The organism is Caballeronia sp. GAFFF1 (assembly GCF_023630705.1).
Classification (GTDB): Bacteria; Pseudomonadota; Gammaproteobacteria; order Burkholderiales; family Burkholderiaceae; genus Caballeronia.
The window spans coordinates 101,329-122,463 of the sequence record NZ_JALQEM010000012.1 but is presented as its reverse complement, the minus strand read 5'-3'; the positions used below and the strand labels follow the sequence as shown (position 1 = coordinate 122,463).

The 21,135-nt window shown below is 65.5% G+C and carries 20 protein-coding genes; 10 read left to right on the top strand and 10 right to left on the bottom strand.

Annotated features, from left to right (window positions below):
- Positions 1-120 precede the first annotated feature (120 nt).
- Both radA and alr read right to left on the bottom strand, forming a co-directional pair.
- Entirely contained in the window at positions 121-1,509 is a 1,389-nt protein-coding gene (gene radA / locus NCR37_RS05615; protein ID WP_250472136.1) for a DNA repair protein RadA, read from the bottom strand.
- Between the two features lie 44 nt (positions 1,510-1,553).
- Complete coding sequence (gene alr, locus NCR37_RS05610) at positions 1,554-2,624, bottom strand: alanine racemase (RefSeq protein ID WP_250472135.1); 1,071 nt, start codon at positions 2,622-2,624, stop codon at positions 1,554-1,556.
- Between the two features lie 290 nt (positions 2,625-2,914).
- Here alr and lplT point away from each other — a divergent pair, with 290 nt between their 5' ends.
- The 4 genes from lplT to thiD are packed head-to-tail and all read left to right on the top strand — an operon-like array spanning position 2,915 to position 6,559.
- A complete protein-coding gene (gene lplT / locus NCR37_RS05605) occupies positions 2,915-4,222 on the top strand; it encodes a lysophospholipid transporter LplT (protein WP_250472134.1) in 1,308 nt (435 codons plus the stop codon).
- A 50-nt stretch (positions 4,223-4,272) separates the two neighbouring features.
- Positions 4,273-5,088 (top strand): hydroxyethylthiazole kinase, encoded by an 816-nt coding sequence (gene thiM / locus NCR37_RS05600; RefSeq protein ID WP_250472133.1) that lies wholly within the window; start codon positions 4,273-4,275, stop codon positions 5,086-5,088.
- 2 nt (positions 5,089-5,090) lie between these two features.
- Positions 5,091-5,738 carry a thiamine phosphate synthase gene (thiE, locus tag NCR37_RS05595; protein WP_250472238.1) on the top strand — a complete coding sequence of 216 codons (648 nt, stop codon included), beginning with the start codon at positions 5,091-5,093 and terminating at the stop codon, positions 5,736-5,738.
- An 8-nt stretch (positions 5,739-5,746) separates the two neighbouring features.
- Entirely contained in the window at positions 5,747-6,559 is an 813-nt protein-coding gene (thiD, locus tag NCR37_RS05590) for a bifunctional hydroxymethylpyrimidine kinase/phosphomethylpyrimidine kinase (RefSeq protein ID WP_250472132.1), read from the top strand.
- A gap of 136 nt (positions 6,560-6,695) precedes the next feature.
- On the opposite strand, the gene NCR37_RS05585 is transcribed toward thiD, so the two are convergent.
- Genes NCR37_RS05585 through tsaB form a run of 4 tightly spaced genes read right to left on the bottom strand, consistent with a single transcriptional unit; the run spans position 6,696 to position 10,138 of the window.
- Positions 6,696-7,670, bottom strand: coding sequence for a DUF1853 family protein (locus NCR37_RS05585; RefSeq protein ID WP_250472131.1), 975 nt, complete (start codon positions 7,668-7,670; stop codon positions 6,696-6,698).
- Entirely contained in the window at positions 7,667-8,851 is a 1,185-nt protein-coding gene (locus NCR37_RS05580; RefSeq protein WP_250472130.1) for a uracil-DNA glycosylase, read from the bottom strand. Before NCR37_RS05580 ends, NCR37_RS05585 begins: the two co-directional genes overlap by 4 nt.
- Positions 8,838-9,329, bottom strand: a complete 492-nt coding sequence (rimI, locus tag NCR37_RS05575; RefSeq protein WP_250472129.1) for a ribosomal protein S18-alanine N-acetyltransferase — start codon at positions 9,327-9,329, stop codon at positions 8,838-8,840. Before rimI ends, NCR37_RS05580 begins: the two co-directional genes overlap by 14 nt.
- On the bottom strand, positions 9,326-10,138 hold the full coding sequence (gene tsaB / locus NCR37_RS05570) for a tRNA (adenosine(37)-N6)-threonylcarbamoyltransferase complex dimerization subunit type 1 TsaB (RefSeq protein ID WP_250472128.1): 813 nt from the start codon (positions 10,136-10,138) through the stop codon (positions 9,326-9,328). The genes rimI and tsaB overlap by 4 nt, the downstream gene beginning before the upstream one ends.
- Before the next feature lie 186 nt (positions 10,139-10,324).
- On the opposite strand from tsaB, the gene NCR37_RS05565 reads away from it, so the two are divergent.
- From NCR37_RS05565 to aceA, 3 genes are all read left to right on the top strand, one after another.
- Positions 10,325-10,594, top strand: coding sequence for an acyl-CoA-binding protein (locus NCR37_RS05565; protein ID WP_250472127.1), 270 nt, complete (start codon positions 10,325-10,327; stop codon positions 10,592-10,594).
- A gap of 436 nt (positions 10,595-11,030) precedes the next feature.
- On the top strand, positions 11,031-12,677 hold the full coding sequence (locus NCR37_RS05560; protein WP_250472126.1) for a DEAD/DEAH box helicase: 1,647 nt from the start codon (positions 11,031-11,033) through the stop codon (positions 12,675-12,677).
- A 384-nt stretch (positions 12,678-13,061) separates the two neighbouring features.
- Positions 13,062-14,369 (top strand): isocitrate lyase, encoded by a 1,308-nt coding sequence (gene aceA, locus NCR37_RS05555; protein WP_175940102.1) that lies wholly within the window; start codon positions 13,062-13,064, stop codon positions 14,367-14,369.
- 101 nt (positions 14,370-14,470) lie between these two features.
- On the opposite strand, the gene NCR37_RS05550 is transcribed toward aceA, so the two are convergent.
- Positions 14,471-14,905 (bottom strand): universal stress protein, encoded by a 435-nt coding sequence (locus tag NCR37_RS05550; protein ID WP_159835955.1) that lies wholly within the window; start codon positions 14,903-14,905, stop codon positions 14,471-14,473.
- A 103-nt stretch (positions 14,906-15,008) separates the two neighbouring features.
- Positions 15,009-15,923, bottom strand: coding sequence for a LysR family transcriptional regulator (locus tag NCR37_RS05545; protein WP_250472125.1), 915 nt, complete (start codon positions 15,921-15,923; stop codon positions 15,009-15,011).
- 140 nt (positions 15,924-16,063) lie between these two features.
- Here NCR37_RS05545 and NCR37_RS05540 point away from each other — a divergent pair, with 140 nt between their 5' ends.
- The 3 genes from NCR37_RS05540 to NCR37_RS05530 all read left to right on the top strand — a co-directional run bounded on the left by NCR37_RS05540 (position 16,064) and on the right by NCR37_RS05530 (position 18,940).
- Complete coding sequence (locus tag NCR37_RS05540; protein WP_250472124.1) at positions 16,064-16,873, top strand: haloacid dehalogenase type II; 810 nt, start codon at positions 16,064-16,066, stop codon at positions 16,871-16,873.
- Positions 16,874-16,915: 42 nt separating this feature from the next.
- Positions 16,916-18,526 (top strand): malate synthase A, encoded by a 1,611-nt coding sequence (gene aceB / locus NCR37_RS05535; protein WP_250472123.1) that lies wholly within the window; start codon positions 16,916-16,918, stop codon positions 18,524-18,526.
- Positions 18,527-18,679: 153 nt separating this feature from the next.
- On the top strand, positions 18,680-18,940 hold the full coding sequence (locus tag NCR37_RS05530; protein WP_250472122.1) for a DNA-binding protein: 261 nt from the start codon (positions 18,680-18,682) through the stop codon (positions 18,938-18,940).
- Positions 18,941-18,949: 9 nt separating this feature from the next.
- Here the strand turns inward: NCR37_RS05530 and NCR37_RS05525 are convergent, their stop codons facing one another.
- Together NCR37_RS05525 and bamC are read right to left on the bottom strand one after the other, a co-directional pair.
- Entirely contained in the window at positions 18,950-19,240 is a 291-nt protein-coding gene (locus NCR37_RS05525; protein WP_250472121.1) for a putative quinol monooxygenase, read from the bottom strand.
- Between the two features lie 480 nt (positions 19,241-19,720).
- Positions 19,721-20,923: an NlpB/DapX family lipoprotein gene (bamC, locus tag NCR37_RS05520; RefSeq protein WP_250472120.1), complete on the bottom strand. Its 1,203-nt coding sequence runs from the start codon at positions 20,921-20,923 to the stop codon at positions 19,721-19,723.
- Positions 20,924-21,135: the final 212 nt, after the last annotated feature.

The window sequence follows — 21,135 nt, the reverse complement described above, 5'->3', positions numbered from 1 at the left end:
GCGGCGCGTGGTGGCTTCATCCGCCGGTCCTGGGTCCCGAAAGGATATGAAAACCGCGCCCGCGCCAGGTTACAGCGGCGCGCGTTTTTCTTACGGCCCGTTACCGAGGGTCCGATCCGTTCACTCGATATCGCGCACGCGGTCGATGGCCTCTTCGATGCGATCGACCGCGATCACCTTGAGACCGTCCACCGCCTGCTTCGGCGCGTTCGCCTTCGGAATCAGCGCGACGGAAAAGCCGAGCTTGGCCGCTTCCTTCAGGCGATCCTGCCCGCGCGGCGACGGCCGGATTTCGCCCGCGAGCCCCACTTCGCCGAACGTGATCAATCCCTTCGGCAGAGGCTTGTTGCGCATCGACGAGTGAATCGCGAGCAGCACCGCGAGATCGGCGGCGGGTTCGGTAATCTTCACGCCGCCCACGGCGTTCAGGAACACGTCCTGATCGAAACACGCGATGCCCGCATGGCGATGCAGGACCGCGAGCAGCAGCGCGAGCCGGTTCTGCTCCAGCCCGACCGCGAGGCGGCGCGGATTGGGCACATGCGCCGTATCGACGAGCGCCTGCACTTCGACGAGCAGCGGCCGCGAACCTTCCTGCGTGACGAGCACACACGACCCCGCGACGCTCTGCTCATGCTGCGACAAGAAAAGCGCCGACGGGTTCGCCACGCCGCGCAAGCCTTTCTCCGTCATCGCGAAGACGCCGAGCTCATTGACCGCGCCGAAGCGGTTCTTGAACGCGCGCACGAGCCGGAAGGACGAATGCGTGTCGCCTTCGAAGTACAACACCGTATCGACGATATGCTCCAGCACGCGCGGACCCGCGAGACTGCCTTCCTTGGTCACGTGGCCGACCATGATGATGGCCGTGCCCGTCTGCTTGGCGATGCGCGTCAGTTGCGCCGCGCATTCGCGGACCTGCGCGACGGAACCCGGCGCGGAGGTCAGCGCCTCGGAATAGACCGTCTGGATCGAATCGATGACGGCGACTTCCGGACGTTGCTCGTCGATGGCCGCCTGAATCTTTTCCAGCTGAATTTCGGCGAGCAGCGCGAGGTCCGCCGCCGCGCTCGCGGATCCGCCGAGCAGCCCGAGCCGCTGCGCGCGCAACGCGATCTGCGCGCCGCTTTCCTCGCCGCTCACGTAGAGCGACGGCCGCTCGCGCGCGATTTCGGCGAGCGATTGCAGCAGGAGCGTCGATTTGCCGATGCCCGGATCGCCGCCGATCAGCACCACGCCGCCCGGCACGAGACCGCCGCCGAGCACGCGGTCGAACTCGCCGACGCCGGTCGAAAAGCGCGGCACGTCGGCCGCTTCGATGTCGGCGAGCCGCTGCACCGGCGAACTCTTGGCGAGCGCCTGAAAGCGATGCGCCGACGGCGCCTGCTCCACCGATTCCACGAGCGTGTTCCACGCCCCGCATGCCGCGCACTGTCCCGTCCACTTCGGCGCTTGTCCGCCGCACTCGCTACAGATGTAAAGCGTCTTTGCCTTCGCTGCTTTTGCCACGTATTGCCTTTAGATATTCGTTGCCAACGCCCGATGCGGCGCGTTCATTCCGCGCGGACCGGCACGCGCTGCGCGATCGCGCACATCAGCTCGTAGCCGATGGTGCCGCACGCGCGGGCCACGTCGTCGATCGGCAGGTTCGCGCCCCACAATTCCACGCGCGAACCCATGCCCGCGCTCGGGCACGGCGTCAGATCGACGGTGAGCATGTCCATCGAGACGCGGCCGACGAGCGCCGTCCTCACGCCATCGACGATCACCGGCGTGCCTTCGGGCGCGATGCGCGGATAGCCGTCCGCGTAGCCGCACGCGACCACGCCGATGCGCATCGGCCGGTTCGCCGTGTAGGTCGAGCCATAGCCGATGCTGTCGCCCGGCTGCACCGTCTGCACGGCGATCAACTCGGATGTGAGCGTCATTGCAGGTTTGAGGCCCGTATCGGCGATATCGGCCGTCACGCCCGACGGCGACGCGCCGTAGAGAATGATGCCCGGGCGCACCCAGTCGAAGTGCGCGTTCGGATGCCATAAAACGGCCGCCGAGTTCGACAGGCTGCGCGCGCCCGCGATGCCTTCCGCGCCGCGCTCGAACGCCTCCAGCTGATGCGCGATGCCGCGTTTGCTGTCGGCGTCGGAAAAATGGGTCATGAGCGTGATCTGCCCGATGCCGTGGCAGGCGCGCGCCCGCTCCCACGCCGCGCGGAACCGCTCCGGCGTGTAACCGAGCCGGTTCATGCCGCTATTCATCTTCAACTGGATGTTGACCGGCTTCGAGAGCCGCGCCATCTCCAGCATGCGCAACTGCTCGTCGCAGTGAATCGCCGTGGTCAGACTATAACGGTCGATCACGTCGATATCGGTCGGACGGAAGAAGCCTTCGAGCAACAAAATGGGGCCTGCCCAGCCGAGTTCGCGCAACTTCGCTGCTTCTTCGAGGTCCAGAAGACCGAAACCGTCCGTTGCGCGAAGTCCGGGGAACGCTCGCGCAAGTCCGTGGCCATACGCATTGGCCTTCACGACGGCCCAGATTTTGGATTTCGGCGCGTACTTGCGCGCAATGGCAAGGTTGTTGGCGAGAGCGGCGGTGTGAATCGTTGCGGAAAGGGGGCGCGGCATGAGTTTTGGTCGGGAATGCGGTTCAGGCGGAAAGGCAAGCATACGCCAATGGCGCGAGCGGCCGGTTCGCCGGTCGAGACACGTTGCGAATCAGTACCTTATGACGAAACCGACGTGCGAACGTACTGTCTCGCATGTAATCGAGATTACTGCTAGTCAGAATGCGCCTATTTTCGTGTTATAAAGCCGTGCGCACAACCCATTTCGAACGGCATAAGCCCGAACGCGCGACCGGTATCAGCGGCGGCGTCGGGGGCGGATTCCCGGCAGTGAGGAAAGCTTCGGATCAGATGAAAAAAGGTTTTTACACCATCATGGCCGCGCAGTTTTTCTCGTCGCTGGCCGATAACGCTCTACTGATCGCTGCCATTGCACTGCTGAAAGACCTTCACGCGCCGAACTGGATGACGCCGCTGCTCAAGCTGTTCTTCGTGCTCTCCTATGTGGTTCTGGCGGCGTTCGTCGGCGCTTTCGCGGACTCGCGGCCGAAGGGGCGCGTGATGTTCGTGACCAATTCCATCAAGGTGGTCGGCTGCATCACGATGCTGGTCGGCGCGCATCCGCTTCTGGCCTATGGCATCGTCGGCTTCGGCGCGGCGGCGTATTCGCCCGCGAAGTACGGCATTCTCACGGAACTGCTGCCGCCCGACCGGCTCGTCGCGGCGAACGGCTGGATCGAAGGCACGACGGTCGGCTCGATCATTCTCGGCACCGTCATGGGCGGCGCGCTCATCAGCCCGCATATCGCGAGTCACTTGCTGACGCTGCACATACCGCGGATCAGTACGCCCGCCGAAGCCGCGATGCTCGTCATCATGCTGATGTACGTGGTCGCCGCCGTCTTCAACCTGCGCATTCCCGATACCGGCGCGCGCTATCCAAAGCAGGAACACCGGCCCATCAAGCTCATCACCGATTTCGCCGACTGCTTTCTCACGCTCTGGCGCGACAAGCTCGGCCAGATTTCGCTCGCGGTCACGACGCTCTTCTGGGGCGCGGGCGCGACGCTGCAATTCATCGTGCTCAAGTGGGCCGAAGTGTCGCTCGGCATGACGCTTTCGCAGGCGGCCATTCTGCAAGCGGTGATCGCCGTGGGCGTGGCGGCCGGCGCGGTGCTCGCGGCGGCGCGCGTGCCGCTCAAGCGTTCGCTCTCGGTGCTGCCGGTGGGCATCGCGATGGGGCTCGCCGTCATGCTGATGGCCTTCTACACGCGGCATCTCTTTCCCGCGCATTGGGGCGTCTACTTCGGCCGAATGCACTTCCCGGGCTATCTGCTGATTGCGTATCTGTTCCTGATGATCGTCGGCGGTCTGTCGGGCTTTTTCGTCGTGCCGATGAACGCGCTACTGCAGCATCGCGGGCACGTGCTGCTGTCCGCCGGCCATTCGATCGCCGTGCAGAACTTCAACGAGAACCTGTCCGTGCTCATCATGCTGTGCCTGTACGCGGTGCTCGTCTGGCTCGACATGCCAATCCAGTTCGTGATCGTGATGTTCGGCTCATTCGTGTGTCTGATGATGTACTTCGTCATGCGCCGCCATCAGGCAAACCAGCGCGCGTTCGATTCCGTCGCGCTGATCGGCGAAGCGCGGCACTGATCTTGCCGATTTGCTGTGGTCATCGGCCGATCGGCTAATTCTTCTTCATCATGCTTGCTGCCGATCTCTTTTCGTTCGTCACGCGCGTGCGCGAGCGCGCGCCGCTCGTCCACTGCCTGACGAACCTCGTCGTCACCAACTTCACGGCGAACGTGCTGCTCGCCATCGGCGCGGCGCCGGCGATGGTCGTCGCGCGGGAAGAAGCCGCGCAGTTCGCGCCGCTCGCCAATGCGCTCCTCGTCAACCTCGGCACGCTCGACGTGCCGCAAATGCGCGCCATGCGCGCCGCCGTCGATGCCGCCAACAGCGCGGGCACGCCCTGGGTGCTAGATCCGGTCGCAGTCGGCACGCTCGCGTTCCGCACCGAATTCGCGCTCGAATTGCTCGACGCGAAGCCGGCCGTGATCCGCGGCAACGCGTCCGAGATCATCAGCCTGTCGGGCGGCGAAGCGAGCGGACGCGGCGTGGACAGCACCGCCGCCACCGACGCGGCGCTGGACGCCGCGCAGATTCTCGCGCTCAAAACGCAGGCCGTCGTCGCAGTCACCGGCGCGACCGACTACATCACCGATGGCCGCCGCGTGATCGCGCTTTCGAACGGCTCGCCACTGATGACGCGCGTGACCGGCGTCGGCTGCGCGCTCTCGGCGACGGTCGCGGCGTTCGTCGGCGCGGCGCAGTCGCGCGATGAACATTGGGCGGCGACGATCGCCGCGATCGCCTGTTCGACCGTGGCCGGCGAACTCGCCGCCCGCGAAGCCGCCCTGCCCGGCAGCTTCGCCGTCGCGTATCTGGACCGCCTGGCGTCCGTGGACTCGGCCGCCTTCGATGCGACGCTCGTGCTGCGCGAGGTGACCGTATCGTGAGCATGCGGCGCGCGTTCGATCTCTCGCTCTATCTCGTGCTCGACCCGGTGCAGTGCGGCGGCCACGATGCGGCCGTTTCTGTCGCCCGCGCGGCGCTGGACGGCGGCGTGACGCTGCTGCAACTGCGCGCGCCAGAGTGGCACAAGCGCGCGTGGCTCGCGCTCGCGCTCGACTTGTTGCCGGTGACGCGTGCGCGCGGCGTTCCGCTCGTCATCAACGATCACCTGGATGTCGCGCTTGCAGCCGGCGCGGACGGTGTTCACGTCGGCCAGCGCGATTTGCCCGCGGATGTCGCGCGGCGGCTGCTCGGGCCGGATGCGCTGATCGGCCTGTCGGTGTCGAATCTCGCGGAAGTCGCGGATGCGCACCGGCTGGAAGGCGTGATCGACTATGTCGGAGCGGGACCCGTCTACGCGACGCCGACCAAGACCGACGCCTCCGCGCCCTGCGGCATCGACGGCCTGACCGCGATGCGCGCAAGCTCGCGCTGGCCGACCGTGGCGATAGGCGGCATCCAGACGCACAACGCGGCCGACGTCATGCGCGCGAAACCGGCGGGACTCGCGGTCGTTTCGGCGATTTGCAAGGCCGCCGACCCGCGCGATGCCTCGGCCGGACTGCGCGAGATCATCCGTCGCGCTTCATCCTGACTTTTCTCATGTCTTCGACTAATCCCATTCCCAACGTGCTCACTGTCGCCGGTTCCGATTCGGGCGGCGGCGCGGGCATTCAGGCCGATCTCAAAGCGTTTTCCGCGCTCGGCGCGTACGGCGCGAGCGTCGTTACGGCGCTGACCGCTCAGAACACGCGCGGCGTCACGGCTGTCCACGCGCCGGAGCCCGCGTTCGTCACGGCGCAGCTCGATGCCGTGTTCGACGACATCCGCATCGACGCAGTGAAGATCGGGATGCTGGCCAATGCGGGCATCGTGCGCGCGGTAGCCGACGCGCTCAGGCGGCATCGCCCGGCGCATGTCGTGCTCGACACCGTGATGATTTCGAAGAGCAATCACGCGCTGCTCGCGCCCGAAGCAGTGGCCGCGCTGCGCGACGAACTGCTGCCGCTCGCCACGCTCGTCACGCCGAATCTGCCGGAAGCGGCGGCGTTGCTCGGCACGCAGCCAGCCGCAGACGAAGACGCGATGGTGCGTCAGGGCGAGGCGCTGCTTGCCTCCGGCGCGCGCGCCGTGCTGATGAAGGGCGGGCATCTGGCGTCGGCGGATAGTCCGGACTGGCTGATCGAAACGACGGGCGCGCTGCGGCTTGCCGGCGCGCGCGTCGCGCTAAAGAACACGCACGGCACCGGCTGCACGCTGTCGGCGGCGATTGCCGCGCTAATTCCTCGGACCGGCGATCTTGCCAGCGCCACCGCCGAGGCGAAGCGGTATCTCAGCGGCGCCATCGAGGCGAGCGCGCGACTAGAGGTCGGCCGCGGCGTCGGGCCGGTGCATCACTTTTATCGATGGTGGTAATCGGGCAGCCGTAGGAAGCGGCGGGCGCTTCGCCCGGCCACGTTGCTCGTCCGGAAAGAAGAAGCCGCGCGATGCCTCCGGCGAGCGCCACCGCCGAAGCGAGCGCGCGGCCGAACGTCGGTCACGCGTCGGAAAGTCACGCGGGCGCGGGAAGCCCGGAAGCAGCGAACGCGCTCGCCCGCTCCGGCCAGTCGTCCGGGACGATGAAGCCGCGCGATTCCTCGGTCCAGCCGGTCGCGCTGTCGCGCACGTAGGCGGCGACCATCGTCGGCGCGGCGATGGCGGCAAGACGCGTGTGAATGGCGGCGGCCTCGTCGATCAACGTATCGGCATCCGGCGCGTTCAGGCGGCGCGGCGCGAGCCACGCAAGCCGCGGCTGCACAACCCACGCGCGATCTTCCTGCGCGTCATGCCCTCCATGCCGATGGCGCCATTCCGTCGCCGTCAGCCACCATCCGCGCACATGCGCTTCGCCCACTTCCGGCGCGGGCGCGATGCCTTCATCGTGATAGAAGAGCCGCCCCTTGATGAACAACTGCGGGTGCCACGGCCCCTCCAGCCCGAGCGCGGCGAACTCCGCCCGCGACGTCAAGCCGAGTTGATGCGTCAAGAGCCGGGCGTGCTTCAGATCGAAGCGATCCTGCAGATTGGGCCCGACATAGTCCGACAAGCGCGCCGCGCGCGCGACGCCATCGCCGATGTGCAGATAGAACTTCACTGCCAGCTCCCAGTGCAGCCGCGCGCCGGCCGCCGTCTCCAGCAGAAAGTCGCATTCTCCGATGGTGCGGCGCTGACGCCGCAGCGGCACGTTTGCCGCGATCAGCCGCGCGGCCGGCCCGTGCGCCAGAAAGAATTCGAGCAGGCTTTCGGCGTAGATGCCGAGGCGCGTCGATTTGGGATTGCGCGAGCGCACGTGCAATGCGTCCGGCGCGGCGTCGAGCCCAGCGAGCCACGCGAGCGTGGCGTCGCGCGCATCGGCCGATTCGAACGGCTGCGCGAGCGGCGCGCCCGCCGCGCTCTCGCGCAGGAGATCGGGCGAGAAAAGCAGCCACGCCAGATCACGCACCGTCGCGTCCCCGAAGCGATCGACGAGGCGCGACAGGCCGGTCATCCGCGCGCGCCCTTCCCGGCTCCCGGTTCGACGCCGAGCGCGGCGAGCGCTTCGGCGTGCGTCTTGCGGGCGAGGCACAGATCGGCCCAGGCCTTCGCCTTGTCGGGCAGGCTGCGCAACAGATACGCCGGGTGATACGTGACGACGACCGGCACGCCGCGATACTCGTGCACGCGCCCGCGCAACGCCGCGATGCTCGCCTCGCTCTTGAGCAGGCTTTGCGCCGCGAAACGCCCGAGTGCAACGATGATCTTCGGCTTCACGAGTTCGACCTGACGCTGCAAATACGGCTCGCAACGCGCGACTTCGTCGAGTTCCGGATTACGGTTGCCGGGCGGCCGGCACTTGATGACGTTCGCGATATAGACGTTCGATTCGCGCGAAAGGCCGAGCGCGTGCAGCATGTTGTCGAGCAGCTTGCCCGCCTGTCCGACGAACGGCTCGCCTTGCTTGTCCTCGTTCTCCCCGGGCGCTTCGCCGATCAACATCCAGTCGGCTTCGCGGTCGCCCACGCCGAACACCGCGTTCGTCCGGCGTTCGCACAGGCGGCATAGCTCGCAACCCGCGACGCGATCTTCGAGCGCGGTCCAGTCGAGCGTGCGGACGTCGTCGGGCACGGCGGGCGCGACGGGCGTTGCAGGCGACGGCGCGTCGTCGGTCCAGGGAAGGTCGTCGTAGGCGTCGAACGGTGGGTAATCCGAGGGCTGCGCGTCGAATTCGGACTGCGGCTCGGTGCGGGCTTTCGCGGATGCGGCGTGGCGAGCAGACACGGGAGCAAACGCGTCCGGCGGCGGCGTCGGAGTATCAGAGCGGCTCGCGGTCCGTGCCGGCTCTGCGGGGTGCGTCGTGTTTTCCGCGTGCAAGCGGTTCGGGACCATTGCCGGCTCCAGGCGGGGTGCCGCTTCCGCTTCATCGGGCGCCTGAGCGTGCGAGGCGTGAAGCGACGAATCCGCGGCATCCGGCGCCGTTGTGCGAGAGGCGTCCATCGGCGGCATCGGTGCTTGCGAGCGGGCCGCGGCAATTGCCGAATCGGCCTGTGGTGCCGCTTTCGCCGCATCGGCGGCAGCGTCGCGGGAGACGCGCTGCGGCAGCGGCTCGGCTGCGGCATTCGCCTCCGCCCTTCTCCTCACCCAAAGGAACCCGATCCCGAGTTCCTCGATCAGCGATTCATCGAGCGCCATGCACACTCTCCTTGAACGACAGACGCATGACGATTGCGTCCTCGCGCGACCGATGCCGCGCGGGGTAATAATTCTTGCGACGCCCGATGGCCGTGAAGCCGAACCGCTCGTAAAGCTGGATGGCGCGGGCATTCGACGGCCGCACTTCGAGCAGCATGCCTTCGAGCTTTTCGGCACGCGCGACGCGCACGGCCTCGCGCAGCAGCGTCAGGCCCGCGCCGGCGCGTTGGGCGGACGGCGCGACGCACAGATTCAGCAGATGCATTTCATCGACCACAGGCATCAGCACGCAATAGCCGATGAGCGTGCCGGTCACGTGACGCAGGCACACGCCGTAGTAGCCGTTGCGCAGCGAGTCCTGGAAGTTGCCGCGGCTCCACGGGAATTCGTAGGCGAGCTTTTCGACGGCGGCGACTTCGTCGAGGTCCGCTTCGGTCATCGGCGTGAGATACCGATCCGCGAGCAACACGCCGCTCACCGAAGCGCCTCCGCGCCGGGAGACTGCGCGCCGGCCTTCGCCGCAGCGGCGCGCGCTTCGGTGCGCTCGGCCGTCGTCTGCGCGACCTTGTTGCGCACATAGTCCGGCGCGGCGAGTTCCGGCGCGACCGCGCGTCCCGCCTTGAGCGCGCGCAAGCCGAGCAGCGCGACCGGCAGCGCGTGCGGCAGCGCATCGCGGTCGACATGCGCGGCGGCCGCGAGCGCGGGCAGGCGATCGCCGAACGCCGCCGCCGCGTTGCCCGCGAGCGCGAACGGCACCGCGGGAAGCGGCAGCGCGTCGGGACGATCGAGCGATGCGCCATGCAGTTCGCGCCAGTCGCCGGGCGCGGGTTCCTGCTCGTACTCGGCCCAATAGACCTCATCCATGCGCGCATCCAGCGCGACGAGCACGCGATCCGGCAACGACGCGTCGTTGAGCCTGGCCGCTTCCGCGCAGGCGAGCAGCGTGCTCACCGGCACCACCGGAACATTCAGCCCGAACGCGAGCCCTTGCGCGACGCCGGTCGCCGTACGCAGGCCGGTGAACGACCCCGGCCCCGCGCCGAAGGCAATGGCGTTGCAGTCGGCGAGGGCGAGCCCTGCTTCGTCGAGGAGCTCGCGCACCGCCGGCAAAAGGCGCGTGCTGGACACCGCGCCCGTCGCTTCGTGGCGGAACCACACCGACGTATCCCCGATCAGGTAAGCCGGCGCGGCAATGGACGACGGCTTGGCCGCGGGATCGTCGAGCAAAAGCGCGACGGAGCAGAATTCCGTCGAAGTATCGAGAGCGAGCAGTACGGTGCGTGTCATAGGCCGTATTGTAATGCGGGACTGCGCCGGCTTTTGCGGCTCGCGTGACATGCGGCAGGCGTTCGCGGACTTTTCCGCGCGATGACGCGCCCGCTCGCCGTGCAACGGATTCGAAGGATGCCTCCACAGACGGCCCGCTTGCGCTTGCTAAGATCGTCGGCATCTCAAATTGAACAGGACGCCCGCATGACCGACCTCGATCAGCAATTCGCCCGCGCGCAAGCCGACGTCACGCAGTTGCCCGAGCGCCCCGGCAATCTCACGCTTCTGCGTCTCTACGCGCTGTACAAGCAGGCGAGCGTCGGCGACGTAGAAGGCGATGCGCCCGGCTTCACCGATATCGCCGGCAAATACAAGCACGAAGCATGGGCCGCGCTGAAAGGCACGCCGGCCGATACCGCCAAGGAGCGCTACGTCGAACTCGTCGAGTCGCTCAAACGCGGCGAGGCAGGCTGACCGACGACATCTGCCGCGCGCCTTCGATGCCCTCCGATGGCGCGCGAATGCGTCAAACTGTGGCGCGGTGCAGCAAATTCCGCTATACTTCTTGTCATGCAGCTGATTACGAGGCGCACGCCGCAAGGCACCGTGCCCCGTATCAGAGTGCTTCGTAGCGTTTCGCTCCAATCCAGTTTAGAAACTGTCCCTTCCCTGCCAGGCCGTAGCGCATCGTTTGTGCGCTATTCATTTCGCGGCCCGTCATGCACCAGGCTGACGTCAGTGCTTAAGCGCCCTGACGTATCCGATACAGCTTCTAACAACGATGCTCGCCGTCTGTATGCGCGAGTTGCCCCCGTTTTTCGATTTGCTCGCTGTTTCTTCGCTCGCTGAATCCAACGACCTGGGTATGCCGATTGGCGCCGACGCCTTATTTCCCGTTTCAAGGATCGACATGACTTCGAGCTTCACCCCCAGCCCGTTGGACAACATCGCAGCACAAACGCTTGGCATTTCCCCGGCCGCCGACACGGCCGCACCCGCAGCCCCGGCCGCTGCCTCGGCCGAAACGGCTCCCGCAGTGCCCGCCGGCCCCACTTTCGAATCGCTCGGTCTGTCGGCCGATATCGTTTCCGCATTGACCGACGCCGGCTACCAGTCGCCGACGCCCGTGCAGCAGCGCGCGATTCCCGCCGCGCTCGCCGGCCGCGATCTGCTCGTTTCGAGCCCGACCGGCTCCGGCAAGACGGCGGCGTTCATGCTGCCGGCCATCGAAAAATTCGCGCAACTGGAAAAGCTCCAGGCGCAGCAGCCGCGTCAGCCGCGCGACCCGAACGCGCGCCCCGGCCGCCGTCCGCAGCCGATCGCGCGCCCGCAGCTGCTCGTGCTCACGCCGACGCGCGAGCTCGCCATGCAAGTGTCCGCCGCCGCGACCACGTACGGGCGCCATCTGCGCCGCCTGCGCACGGTCAGCATTCTCGGTGGCGTCGCGTACGGCCAGCAACTCATGCTGCTCGCGAAGAACCCTGAAATCCTCGTCGCGACGCCGGGCCGTCTGATCGACCATCTTGAGCGCGGCCGCATCGACCTGTCGAACCTCAACATGCTCGTGCTCGACGAAGCCGACCGCATGCTCGACATGGGCTTCATCGAAGACATCGAAACGATCGTCGCGGCCACGCCGGCCACGCGTCAGACGCTGCTCTTCTCGGCAACCATCGACGGCAAGATCGCGTCGCTGACCGGCCGCCTGCTGAAGGATCCCGAGCGCATCGAGATCGTGCAGAAGCTGGAAGCGCGCAGCAACATCGCGCAGACCGTGCATTACGTCGACGACCGCGACCACAAGGATCGCCTGCTCGATCACCTGCTGCGCGATACCGAGCTGGATCAGGCTATCGTGTTCACGGCGACGAAGAGCGACGCCGATCTGATCGCAAATCGTCTGTCGGACGCGGGCTTCGAATCCGCCGCGCTGCACGGCGACCTGCCGCAAGGCGCGCGCAACCGCACCATCCGCGCGCTGCGCGAGCGCCGCGTGCGCGTGCTGGTGGCCACGGATGTCGCGGCGCGCGGTATCGACATTCCGGGCATCACGCACGTCTTTAACTACGACCTGCCGAAGTTCGCCGAAGACTACGTGCACCGCATCGGCCGCACGGGCCGCGCCGGACGCAGCGGCACGGCCGTGAGCCTCGTGCATCACGCCGAAATGGGCGCGCTCAAGCGCATCGAGCGCTTCGTGCACGCGCCGCTGCCGGTGAATGTCGTTGTCGGCTTCGAGCCGCGCAAGTCGCCGCCGAAGGGCGGTTTCGGCGGCCGCGGCCGTCCGGGCAGCGGTAACGGCGGCCGGCGCTTCGGCAGCGGCAATGGCGGCGGACGCGGCTACGGCGCGGCCAACGCGAGCGGCTACGGCAACAAGTCGGGCGCCGGTTCGCGCGAAGGCGGCTATCGCGAAGGCGGTTATCGCGGCAGCAACGCCGGTAGCGGCGACCGTGACGGCGGCTATCGCGGCGGCAACCGCGAAGGCGGTTTCGGCCAGCGCGACGGCTACAGCGCGCGCCGCAACGACGGCCCGCGCGCACCGCGCCGCGGCAACTGATGTAAGCGGAGGGACGGCGCGATAACGCCGACTTTCGCCAGCAAGACAGAAAAACCGATGCCTCGCGCATCGGTTTTTTTTCGCCCGCCTTTTGCATTTCATAATGCGCAACGTTTTTTTGCGTCGCAAAAGCGCTGCTGCGCGGCACAACGAAGGCGATTGCAGCATGGGAAAGAACATTGCGCATTATGAAACGAAGACTATAGGTCATTGATCTAAAAGCACATTTGGATGCACCAAAACTCCTTGCGACGGCTTTTTATCGACCACCGAGGGGCCTACACTCTTATATAAGAGTTGAGCAAAACGCAGCGTCACTGCTCACAACGCGATCAAGCATCGACAACGGTTTCGTCTTACAGCCCAATCTCAAGGAGAAACGCCATGACGTCACGTCAACAACAAGCCCAGCAACTCCATCAGCAGTGGGAAACCGATCCGCGCTGGAAAGGCATCAAGCGCGGCTACTCGGCCGAGGACGTCGTGCGTCTGCGCGGCTCGGTGCCGGTCGAGCACACGCTTGCGCGACGCGGCGCCGAGAAGCTCTGGTCGCTCATTCAGGAAGAGCCGTTCGTCAATGCGCTCGGCGCGCTGACCGGCAATCAGGCGATGCAGCAGGTCAAGGCGGGCCTCAAGGCCATCTACCTGTCCGGCTGGCAAGTAGCCGGCGACGCCAACATCGCGGGCGAAATGTATCCGGACCAGTCGCTGTATCCGGCCAATTCGGTGCCGCTCGTCGTGAAGCGCATCAACAACACGTTCACGCGCGCCGATCAGATCCAGTGGTCGGAAGGTAAGAACCCGGGCGATGAAGGCTATATCGACTACTTCGCGCCGATCGTGGCAGACGCGGAAGCCGGCTTCGGCGGCGTGCTCAACGCGTTCGAACTGATGAAGGCGATGATCGAAGCTGGAGCCGCGGGCGTTCACTTCGAGGACCAGCTCGCCTCCGTCAAGAAGTGCGGGCACATGGGCGGCAAGGTGCTCGTGCCGACGCGCGAGAACGTCGCGAAACTGGTCGCAGCGCGTCTCGCCGCCGACGTCTGCGGCACGCCGACGCTGCTCGTCGCGCGCACCGACGCGGAAGCCGCCGATCTCGTGACCTCCGACATCGACGAAAACGACAAGCCGTTCTTGACCGGCGAGCGCACCGTGGAAGGCTTCTATCGCACGCGACCGGGTCTCGAACAGGCCGTCTCGCGCGGTCTCGCGTACGCGCCGTACGCCGATCTCGTCTGGTGCGAAACGGGCAAGCCGGACCTCGAATACGCAAAGAAGTTCGCCGAAGCCATCCACAAGCAGTTTCCCGGCAAGCTGCTGTCGTACAACTGCTCGCCGTCGTTCAACTGGAAGAAGAACCTCGACGACGCGACCATCGCCAAGTTCCAGCGCGAACTCGGCGCGATGGGCTACAAGTTCCAGTTCATCACGCTCGCGGGCTTCCACGCGCTGAACTACTCGATGTTCAACCTGGCGCACGGCTATGCGCGCACGCAGATGAGCGCGTTCGTCGAATTGCAGCAGGCCGAGTTCGCCGCCGCCGACAAGGGCTTCACGGCGGTCAAGCATCAGCGCGAAGTGGGCACGGGCTACTTCGATGCCGTCACGCAGACGGTCGAACGCGAAGCGTCGACGACCGCGCTGCACGGATCGACCGAAGACGAGCAGTTCTTCGACAAGAAAGTAGCTTAAGCAACCGAAAGCGGCATTGCCCTAGGGCAGGCTGAATCAGGGAGAGCGGCAAAGAAAGCGGCGGCCGGGCGCGCGTGGTGTGCGTGTCGGCCGCCGCGACATCAGCGGTACACGATGACCGGAATGCGCGTGTGCGTCAGCACGCGCTGCGTTTCGCTGCCGATAAGCAGGCTTCCGAGCCCGCGACGGCCGTGCGATGCCATGAGGATGACGTCGCAGCCGTTCTGCTCCGCCGCGTCGATGATGCCGATATACGGTGCCGCCTCGATGCTCGTCACGCTGTCGCACGGCACGCCCGCCTCCTCGGCCGCGCGCTCGACGGCCCGCAGATGCTCGCGCGCCTCGCGTTCGGCGCGGGCGTGAAAGTCGTCGGGCGGCTCGACGGCGACATCCGCGAACGGCGAGTACGGATACTGCGGCAGACACGCGTAAGCGGTGATGCGCGCGCCAACCGACTGCGCGAGGTCGATCGCGCCGTCTATGGCTTTCTGCGACAGCTCGGAGCCGTCGGTCGGTACAAGGATGTGCTTGAACATGGCGTCCTCCTTCGAAACGGCGGGGCACGCTTTCATTGTAGTCAGGCGGCCGCGCGGCGATGCAGTCGAGATAACGATAAGTAGGAATCCGTAGCGAGTCTCGTTACGAAACGAGCGCTTCCCAGTACCCCGGAGCGGCATAGGTATGCTTGAGAAGATCGAGAAACAGCCGCACCCGCAACGGCAGGTGCCGGCGCTGCGGGAATACGGCGTGAATGCCGATGGGCGGCGCGGCGAAATCGTCGAGCACGCTCAAGAGCCTTCCTGCGCCGATATCCGCGCCCACTTCCCACCACGATCGCCACGCGAGGCCGCGCCCTTCCAGACACCATTCATGGAGCACGGCGCCGTCCGAGCATTCCATCGTGCCGGACACCTTGATCGTCACGACCTTGCCGTCCTGCTGAAACACCCAGCCGCGCTGCTGATTGGCGGACGCGCCGAGCGCGAGGCAGTTGTGGTCGGCGAGCGCGCTCAACGTGGCGGGCTTGCCGCGCTTCTGGAGATACTCCGGCGACGCCACGCAGACGCGCCGGTTCTCGCCCAGCTTGAGCGACACCAGCGACGAATCCGGCAACTCGCCGAGCCGCACCGCGCAATCGAAACCTTCGTTCACGAGATCGATCATGCGGTCCGTCAGGTCGAGGCTCACGGAGACGTCCGGGTGCAGCGTCGTGAAAGCCGCGACGAGCGGCGCGACGTGGCGCCGTCCGAAGCCCGCGGGCGCGGACACGCGCACGTGCCCGCTCGCCTTCACGCCGCCCGCCGACACGCTTGCCTCCGCGTTCTGCATGTCGTTGATGATGCGCTGACAGTCTTCGAGAAATGCGGAGCCTTCGAACGTGAGCGTGATCTTGCGCGTCGTGCGCACGAGCAGCTTCACGCCGAGCCGTTCCTCCAGCGCGTCCAGCCTTCTGCCGATGACGGCCGGCGCGATGCCTTCCGCCTGCGCCGCCGCCGAAAGACTACCTTTCGCCGCGACGGAGGCGAACGTCTCTAGCTGCTTGAACCGATCCATGCGCTTTTGCTCGTCAATGCGGGGAATTGGCGCACAGATTAGGCATGAAAAAGTAAAAGATCAAGTGATCTGGCCGGCCTTTTTCCACCCGTTCGATCACCAATAAAATCGACCCCGACCTCTTCATGGAGCGCACGGCTATGTCGGCCACAACGACACACGCATCGTCCTCATCCTCATCTGTGCTTCCCCGCGCAGTCATCTTCGACGCTTACGGCACGCTCTTCGATGTCCATTCGGTCGTCGCTGCCGCCGAGCAGCTTTTTCCCGGCAACGGGCAAGCGCTGTCTCAGCTTTGGCGGCAGAAGCAGATCGAATACACGCAGCTACGCAGCCTGGCCGATCCGTCCGGCAGCCATTACGCGCCGTTCTGGGACATCACCATCGACGCGCTGCGATACGCAGCCGCGCGCCTCGGCCTGACGGGCGCGCTCACGGCCGCCGCCGAGAAGCGCCTGATGGACGAATACGCCTGCCTGTCCGCATTTCCCGACACGCTGCCCGCGCTCAAAACGCTGCGCGAACGCCACGGTCTGCCGCTCGCGATTCTGTCGAACGGCAATCCGCCGATGCTCGACATTGCCGTCAAAAGCGCCGGCATGGCGGGCTTCTTCGAGCACGTGTTGTCGGTCGAGCCCGTGCGGGCGTTCAAGCCGGCCGCCGCTGCCTATGAACTCGGGCTGCAAGCGTTCGGCGCGGCGGCGCGCGAGATCGTGTTCGTCTCATCCAACGGATGGGATATCGCCGGCGCGACGTGGTTCGGCTACACCACGTTCTGGCTGGATCGCGCGAGCTTGCCGGTCGAGGAACTCGGCGTCGCGCCGCGCGGGATGGGGCGCGGCATGAACGAACTCGTCGCGTTCATCGAAGGGGGTTGCGCGCAGCAGTCTATTCCCCTCGCCGCCGATCGCGCGGGCGCGCGAAAGCGCTCGTCATCGCAAAAACCGTAGAACCCAAAAGCAAAACCGTCTGACCGACCAAGGAGAAAACACATGACGCACCCTTCGAACCCGCTCGCGTTGCCGGAAGGCATGGCCATTTCGGCTGAGATCAAGCCCGGCTTCGAAGCCATTCTGACGCCCGAGGCGCTCGCGTTCGTCGCGATGCTGCATCGCCGGTTCGAGCCGCGCCGTCAGGAACTGCTCGCCGCGCGCGTGGAGCGCACCAAGCGCCTCGACGCAGGCGAGCGCCCCGGATTTCTCGAAGAAACGAAGGCGATCCGCGAAGGCGACTGGACCGTCGCGCCGCTGCCGAAGGATCTGCAGTGCCGGCGCGTCGAAATAACCGGCCCGGTCGAGCGCAAGATGATCATCAACGCGCTCAACTCCGGCGCGGATTCCTACATGACCGACTTCGAGGATTCGAACGCGCCCGCGTGGGACAACCAGATCGTCGGCCAGATCAACCTGAAAGAAGCCGTGCGCCGGACGATCACGCTCGAGCAGAACGGCAAGTCGTACACGCTCAACGACAAGATCGCGACGCTGATCGTGCGTCCGCGCGGCTGGCATCTCGACGAAAAGCACGTGAGCGTCGACGGCCAGCGCGTGTCGGGCGGCATCTTCGACTTCGCGCTTTATCTCTTCCACAACGCGAAGGAACTGATCGCTCGCGGCAGCGGCCCGTACTTCTATCTGCCGAAGATGGAAAGCCATCTCGAAGCGCGTCTGTGGAACGACATTTTTATCGCGGCGCAGGAAGGCGTCGGCATTCCGCGCGGCACGATCCGCGCGACGGTGCTCGTGGAGACGATTCTCGCCGCGTTCGAAATGGACGAGATTCTCTACGAGCTGCGCGAACATAGCTCCGGCCTGAACGCCGGCCGCTGGGACTACATCTTTTCGGCCATCAAGAAGTTCAAGAACGATCCGAACTTCTGCCTCGCGGACCGTTCGCAGATCACGATGACCGTGCCCTTCATGCGCGCCTATGCACTCGAATTGCTGAAGACGTGCCACAAGCGCAACGCGCCTGCCATCGGCGGCATGTCCGCCTTGATTCCGATCAAGAACGATCCCGCCGCGAACGACAAGGCGATGGGCGGCGTGCGCTCCGACAAGGCGCGCGACGCCACCGACGGCTACGACGGCGGCTGGGTCGCGCACCCGGGGCTCGTGCCGGTCGCGATGGAAGAGTTCGTCAAGGTGCTCGGCGACAAGCCGAACCAGATCGACAAGCAGCGCCCCGATGTGCAAGTGACCGCGCACGATCTGCTCGATTTCCGCCCGGAAGCGCCGATCACCGAAGCGGGCCTGCGCAACAACGTGAACGTCGGCATCCATTACCTCGGATCGTGGCTCGCGGGCAATGGCTGCGTGCCGATTCACAATCTGATGGAGGACGCCGCCACGGCGGAGATTTCGCGCTCGCAAGTGTGGCAGTGGATTCGCTCGCCGAAGGGCAAGCTCGAAGACGGCCGCAAGGTCACGGCGGCGATGGTGCGCGAGATCATCATCGACGAACTGGAGAAGGTGAAGCAAAGCGTCGGCGGCGCGAGCAGCGATACGAAGCCGTATGAGCGCGCCGCGAAGATCTTCGAAACGATGTCGACGTCCGACCAGTTCACTGAATTTCTCACGTTGCCGCTGTACGAAGAAATCTGAAACGCGCGTCCCTTATCGCCGCATGAAAAACGGCCCGCGGGTTCACGCCCGCGGGCCGTTCGCACATCACGGGGAACGCATGGCGTGTGCTACATTGCGCATCGTCTTTTTTAACGATTCAACCGTGGAGCGCACTCCGGTGCGAACGACAGCATGAGCAATATCCAACTCGATATCGAATGGACGGACGCGGCATCGCGCAAGATCGAGAAACTGATGCCGCGCAACGCCAACAAAGACGCGTTTCTGGCGCTGCCGCCGGTCGAATGCCTGCCGATGGAAGGCGATGTACTGTTCCTCGGGCCGACAGGCAAGCAACAGCCGTTTATCGTGGCGGAACGTCAGTATCACCATGACGGCGAAGCGGACTGGACCATCATCCTGATCCTCGACGTCCCGCACGAAACGCACTGATGCCTGGCTTCAGAGCAGCTTGCTCGCGACGTGCACTTCGCCGTGTTCGCACAGTTCCGGCGACTTGGCTCTGAACGCCTGAATGTGCGGCGTCTGGCCGTGGTCCGCGAGCGCGGCTTCGCTCTCCCAACGTTCGACGAAGATAAAGCGGCGCGGCTCCTTGATGTCGCGATGCAGATCGTACTGAAGCGCGCCGCGTTCCTGGCGCGTTGGTTCGACGTTGGCTTCGAGCACTTGCCGCAACTCTTCTTCTTTTCCCGGCTTGGCGATAAAAATGGCGACCACGGCGACTTCTGACATACGCTTTTTCTCCTGTCTTCGCTGAACGATTAAAAGCGAAGCATAAACGCGTGTCGTGAAACGCGCCGAAAACGATTTAATCGCGCAAAGAAAAAACCCGCGTTCCGGGTGGAACGCGGGCAAAAGCCGTCGCCCTACGAGGATAGGCGACGGGGCCATCGGGGCTCGCGTGCGGCGAGCCGTTATCTGTTGGCTTGTTGCGGGCTTGTGCTGCCGGTTTGAGCGGTGCGGTGTGTCATTCACGCCATGGACGCAATGTACTGTCCCCTGGCATTTTTTTATAAGCTATTGCGCACATTGCGCGATGAAAAGAATCCTCTGCGCAATATAAGCGTCTGCTTCGCACGCTATTCGTCTGGCGGCGCACTTTGCAATCAGCGCTAGAGTTTGCCATTCGCCTTTGTGCGTGGCGAAAAAAAACCGCCTCGTGAAGAAGCGGTTTTCTTAGCACCGAGCGACCAGTGCGCTTCAGACGCCGAGTCAGCTGATCTGACCCGCCAGCAGCGCCATGATCTGCCGCGCTTGCGGAGATGAATCCACCTGGCCTTTGTCGTCGACGATTGCCACGCGCGTCTCGCCTTCGGTAATGGCGCGTACGTTGACCTGATACTGCTTCACGGCGATTTCCTTGCGGCCGTGGAAGACCTGGCTCCAGAAGCCTTGCTCGCGCGCAGACTTGTCGTTCGGGTCGGCATACCGCACGAAGTAGACGCCGCGCGCCCGATCGCGGTCGTCCACCGTGAAGTTCGCCCGGTCGAGCGCCATGCCCACGCGCAGCCACGCGCGGTCGTACGCTTCGGGCAACGTGAGTTGCGCGGACTCGGCCTGCGGCACGGTCTCGTTGCGAATCGGGCTATTGCCGGCGTTCGCGACGTTCTGCGCGGCCGTGGCGGCCGCCTTGCTGTCGCCGCCCTTCGCGGGCTGCGCGTTCGCGGATGCGGCTGTGTCGCCTGCGCTCGCCACACCCGCCGCCTGGCGAGAATCAGCGATTGCGAGCGAAGACATCAGCCGCTTCAGGTATTCGTTCTCGAGCGCGGGATCGTTCGGACGCGCCTGCCACTGGCTCGTGTCGTTGTTCACGCCGGTCAGCGCCTCGCGCATGCCCTTCTGGCTGATGAACACGTACGTGCCGCCGTTCGATGCGGCTTCGAGACGCGTGCGGTACTTGTTGCGCTCGGCCGTCACATACGAGTTGCCGGTGGCTTTGGCGAGCGTGTCGCGGATGAGGCCGTCGGAAATCTGCGGATGGGTTTCGTTCCAGTCGGTTTCCATCACGCCCTTGTCGCGCGAATCCACGACTAGCAGGAAGCCCTGCTCCTGCCAGAAGCGGCGGATTTGCGGCCAGACCTGATCGGGCGATTTGCTGTCGATGACGAGCCAGCGCTGTGCGCCGTCGCGCTGGATGCGCATGCCGGAAACCGGCGGCACCACCGTGGGCGCGCTCGGCGCAACTTTCTGAACCTGCTGGAGATCCGAAAGCGACGCCTGCCCGCCTTGCGGCGGCAGGGACCGCTGGTCGACGGCTTCGTCGAGAAGGTTCGGCGGAACGGCAAGCGACGATTGCTTCGAGCGTTGGTCGCTCTTGTAGTTGATCGCGGTGGGCGAAGAAGTGCCGCAACCCGCCACGATTCCGGCCACCGCGAAAAGCGCAGCCATCCGCTTCGTTACACGAAAATCTGTCATGTCTGGAAAGTCCTTCCGCTACGCCACGGGGTCGTCCGTGGATCAACCCAGCATTTTACCGGTCCGGCGCAGCCCCGTGCAAAAAGAGGCGTGAGCGGCCCGTCGAGGGCGCTTGGCGGTCGCTGCGCTCCGTCCGGCGCACGCATCGCATTGCGGACCGCCGTCCATGGAAAAGCCGCCCGAAGGTTGCGTCGAGCGCCATGACTAATTAG

Bases quoted from the DNA above. Each gene is read 5' to 3' on its own strand.
- alr (WP_250472135.1), bottom strand. From the start codon at position 2,624: ATGCCGCGCCCCCTTTCCGCAACGATTCACACCGCCGCTCTCGCCAAC.
- lplT (WP_250472134.1), top strand. From the start codon at position 2,915: ATGAAAAAAGGTTTTTACACCATCATGGCCGCGCAGTTTTTCTCGTCG.
- thiM (WP_250472133.1), top strand. From the start codon at position 4,273: ATGCTTGCTGCCGATCTCTTTTCGTTCGTCACGCGCGTGCGCGAGCGC.
- thiE (WP_250472238.1), top strand. From the start codon at position 5,091: ATGCGGCGCGCGTTCGATCTCTCGCTCTATCTCGTGCTCGACCCGGTG.
- thiD (WP_250472132.1), top strand. From the start codon at position 5,747: ATGTCTTCGACTAATCCCATTCCCAACGTGCTCACTGTCGCCGGTTCC.
- NCR37_RS05585 (WP_250472131.1), bottom strand. From the start codon at position 7,670: ATGACCGGCCTGTCGCGCCTCGTCGATCGCTTCGGGGACGCGACGGTG.
- NCR37_RS05580 (WP_250472130.1), bottom strand. From the start codon at position 8,851: ATGGCGCTCGATGAATCGCTGATCGAGGAACTCGGGATCGGGTTCCTT.
- tsaB (WP_250472128.1), bottom strand. From the start codon at position 10,138: ATGACACGCACCGTACTGCTCGCTCTCGATACTTCGACGGAATTCTGC.
- NCR37_RS05565 (WP_250472127.1), top strand. From the start codon at position 10,325: ATGACCGACCTCGATCAGCAATTCGCCCGCGCGCAAGCCGACGTCACG.
- NCR37_RS05560 (WP_250472126.1), top strand. From the start codon at position 11,031: ATGACTTCGAGCTTCACCCCCAGCCCGTTGGACAACATCGCAGCACAA.
- aceA (WP_175940102.1), top strand. From the start codon at position 13,062: ATGACGTCACGTCAACAACAAGCCCAGCAACTCCATCAGCAGTGGGAA.
- NCR37_RS05550 (WP_159835955.1), bottom strand. From the start codon at position 14,905: ATGTTCAAGCACATCCTTGTACCGACCGACGGCTCCGAGCTGTCGCAG.
- NCR37_RS05545 (WP_250472125.1), bottom strand. From the start codon at position 15,923: ATGGATCGGTTCAAGCAGCTAGAGACGTTCGCCTCCGTCGCGGCGAAA.
- NCR37_RS05540 (WP_250472124.1), top strand. From the start codon at position 16,064: ATGTCGGCCACAACGACACACGCATCGTCCTCATCCTCATCTGTGCTT.
- aceB (WP_250472123.1), top strand. From the start codon at position 16,916: ATGACGCACCCTTCGAACCCGCTCGCGTTGCCGGAAGGCATGGCCATT.
- NCR37_RS05530 (WP_250472122.1), top strand. From the start codon at position 18,680: ATGAGCAATATCCAACTCGATATCGAATGGACGGACGCGGCATCGCGC.
- NCR37_RS05525 (WP_250472121.1), bottom strand. From the start codon at position 19,240: ATGTCAGAAGTCGCCGTGGTCGCCATTTTTATCGCCAAGCCGGGAAAA.
- bamC (WP_250472120.1), bottom strand. From the start codon at position 20,923: ATGACAGATTTTCGTGTAACGAAGCGGATGGCTGCGCTTTTCGCGGTG.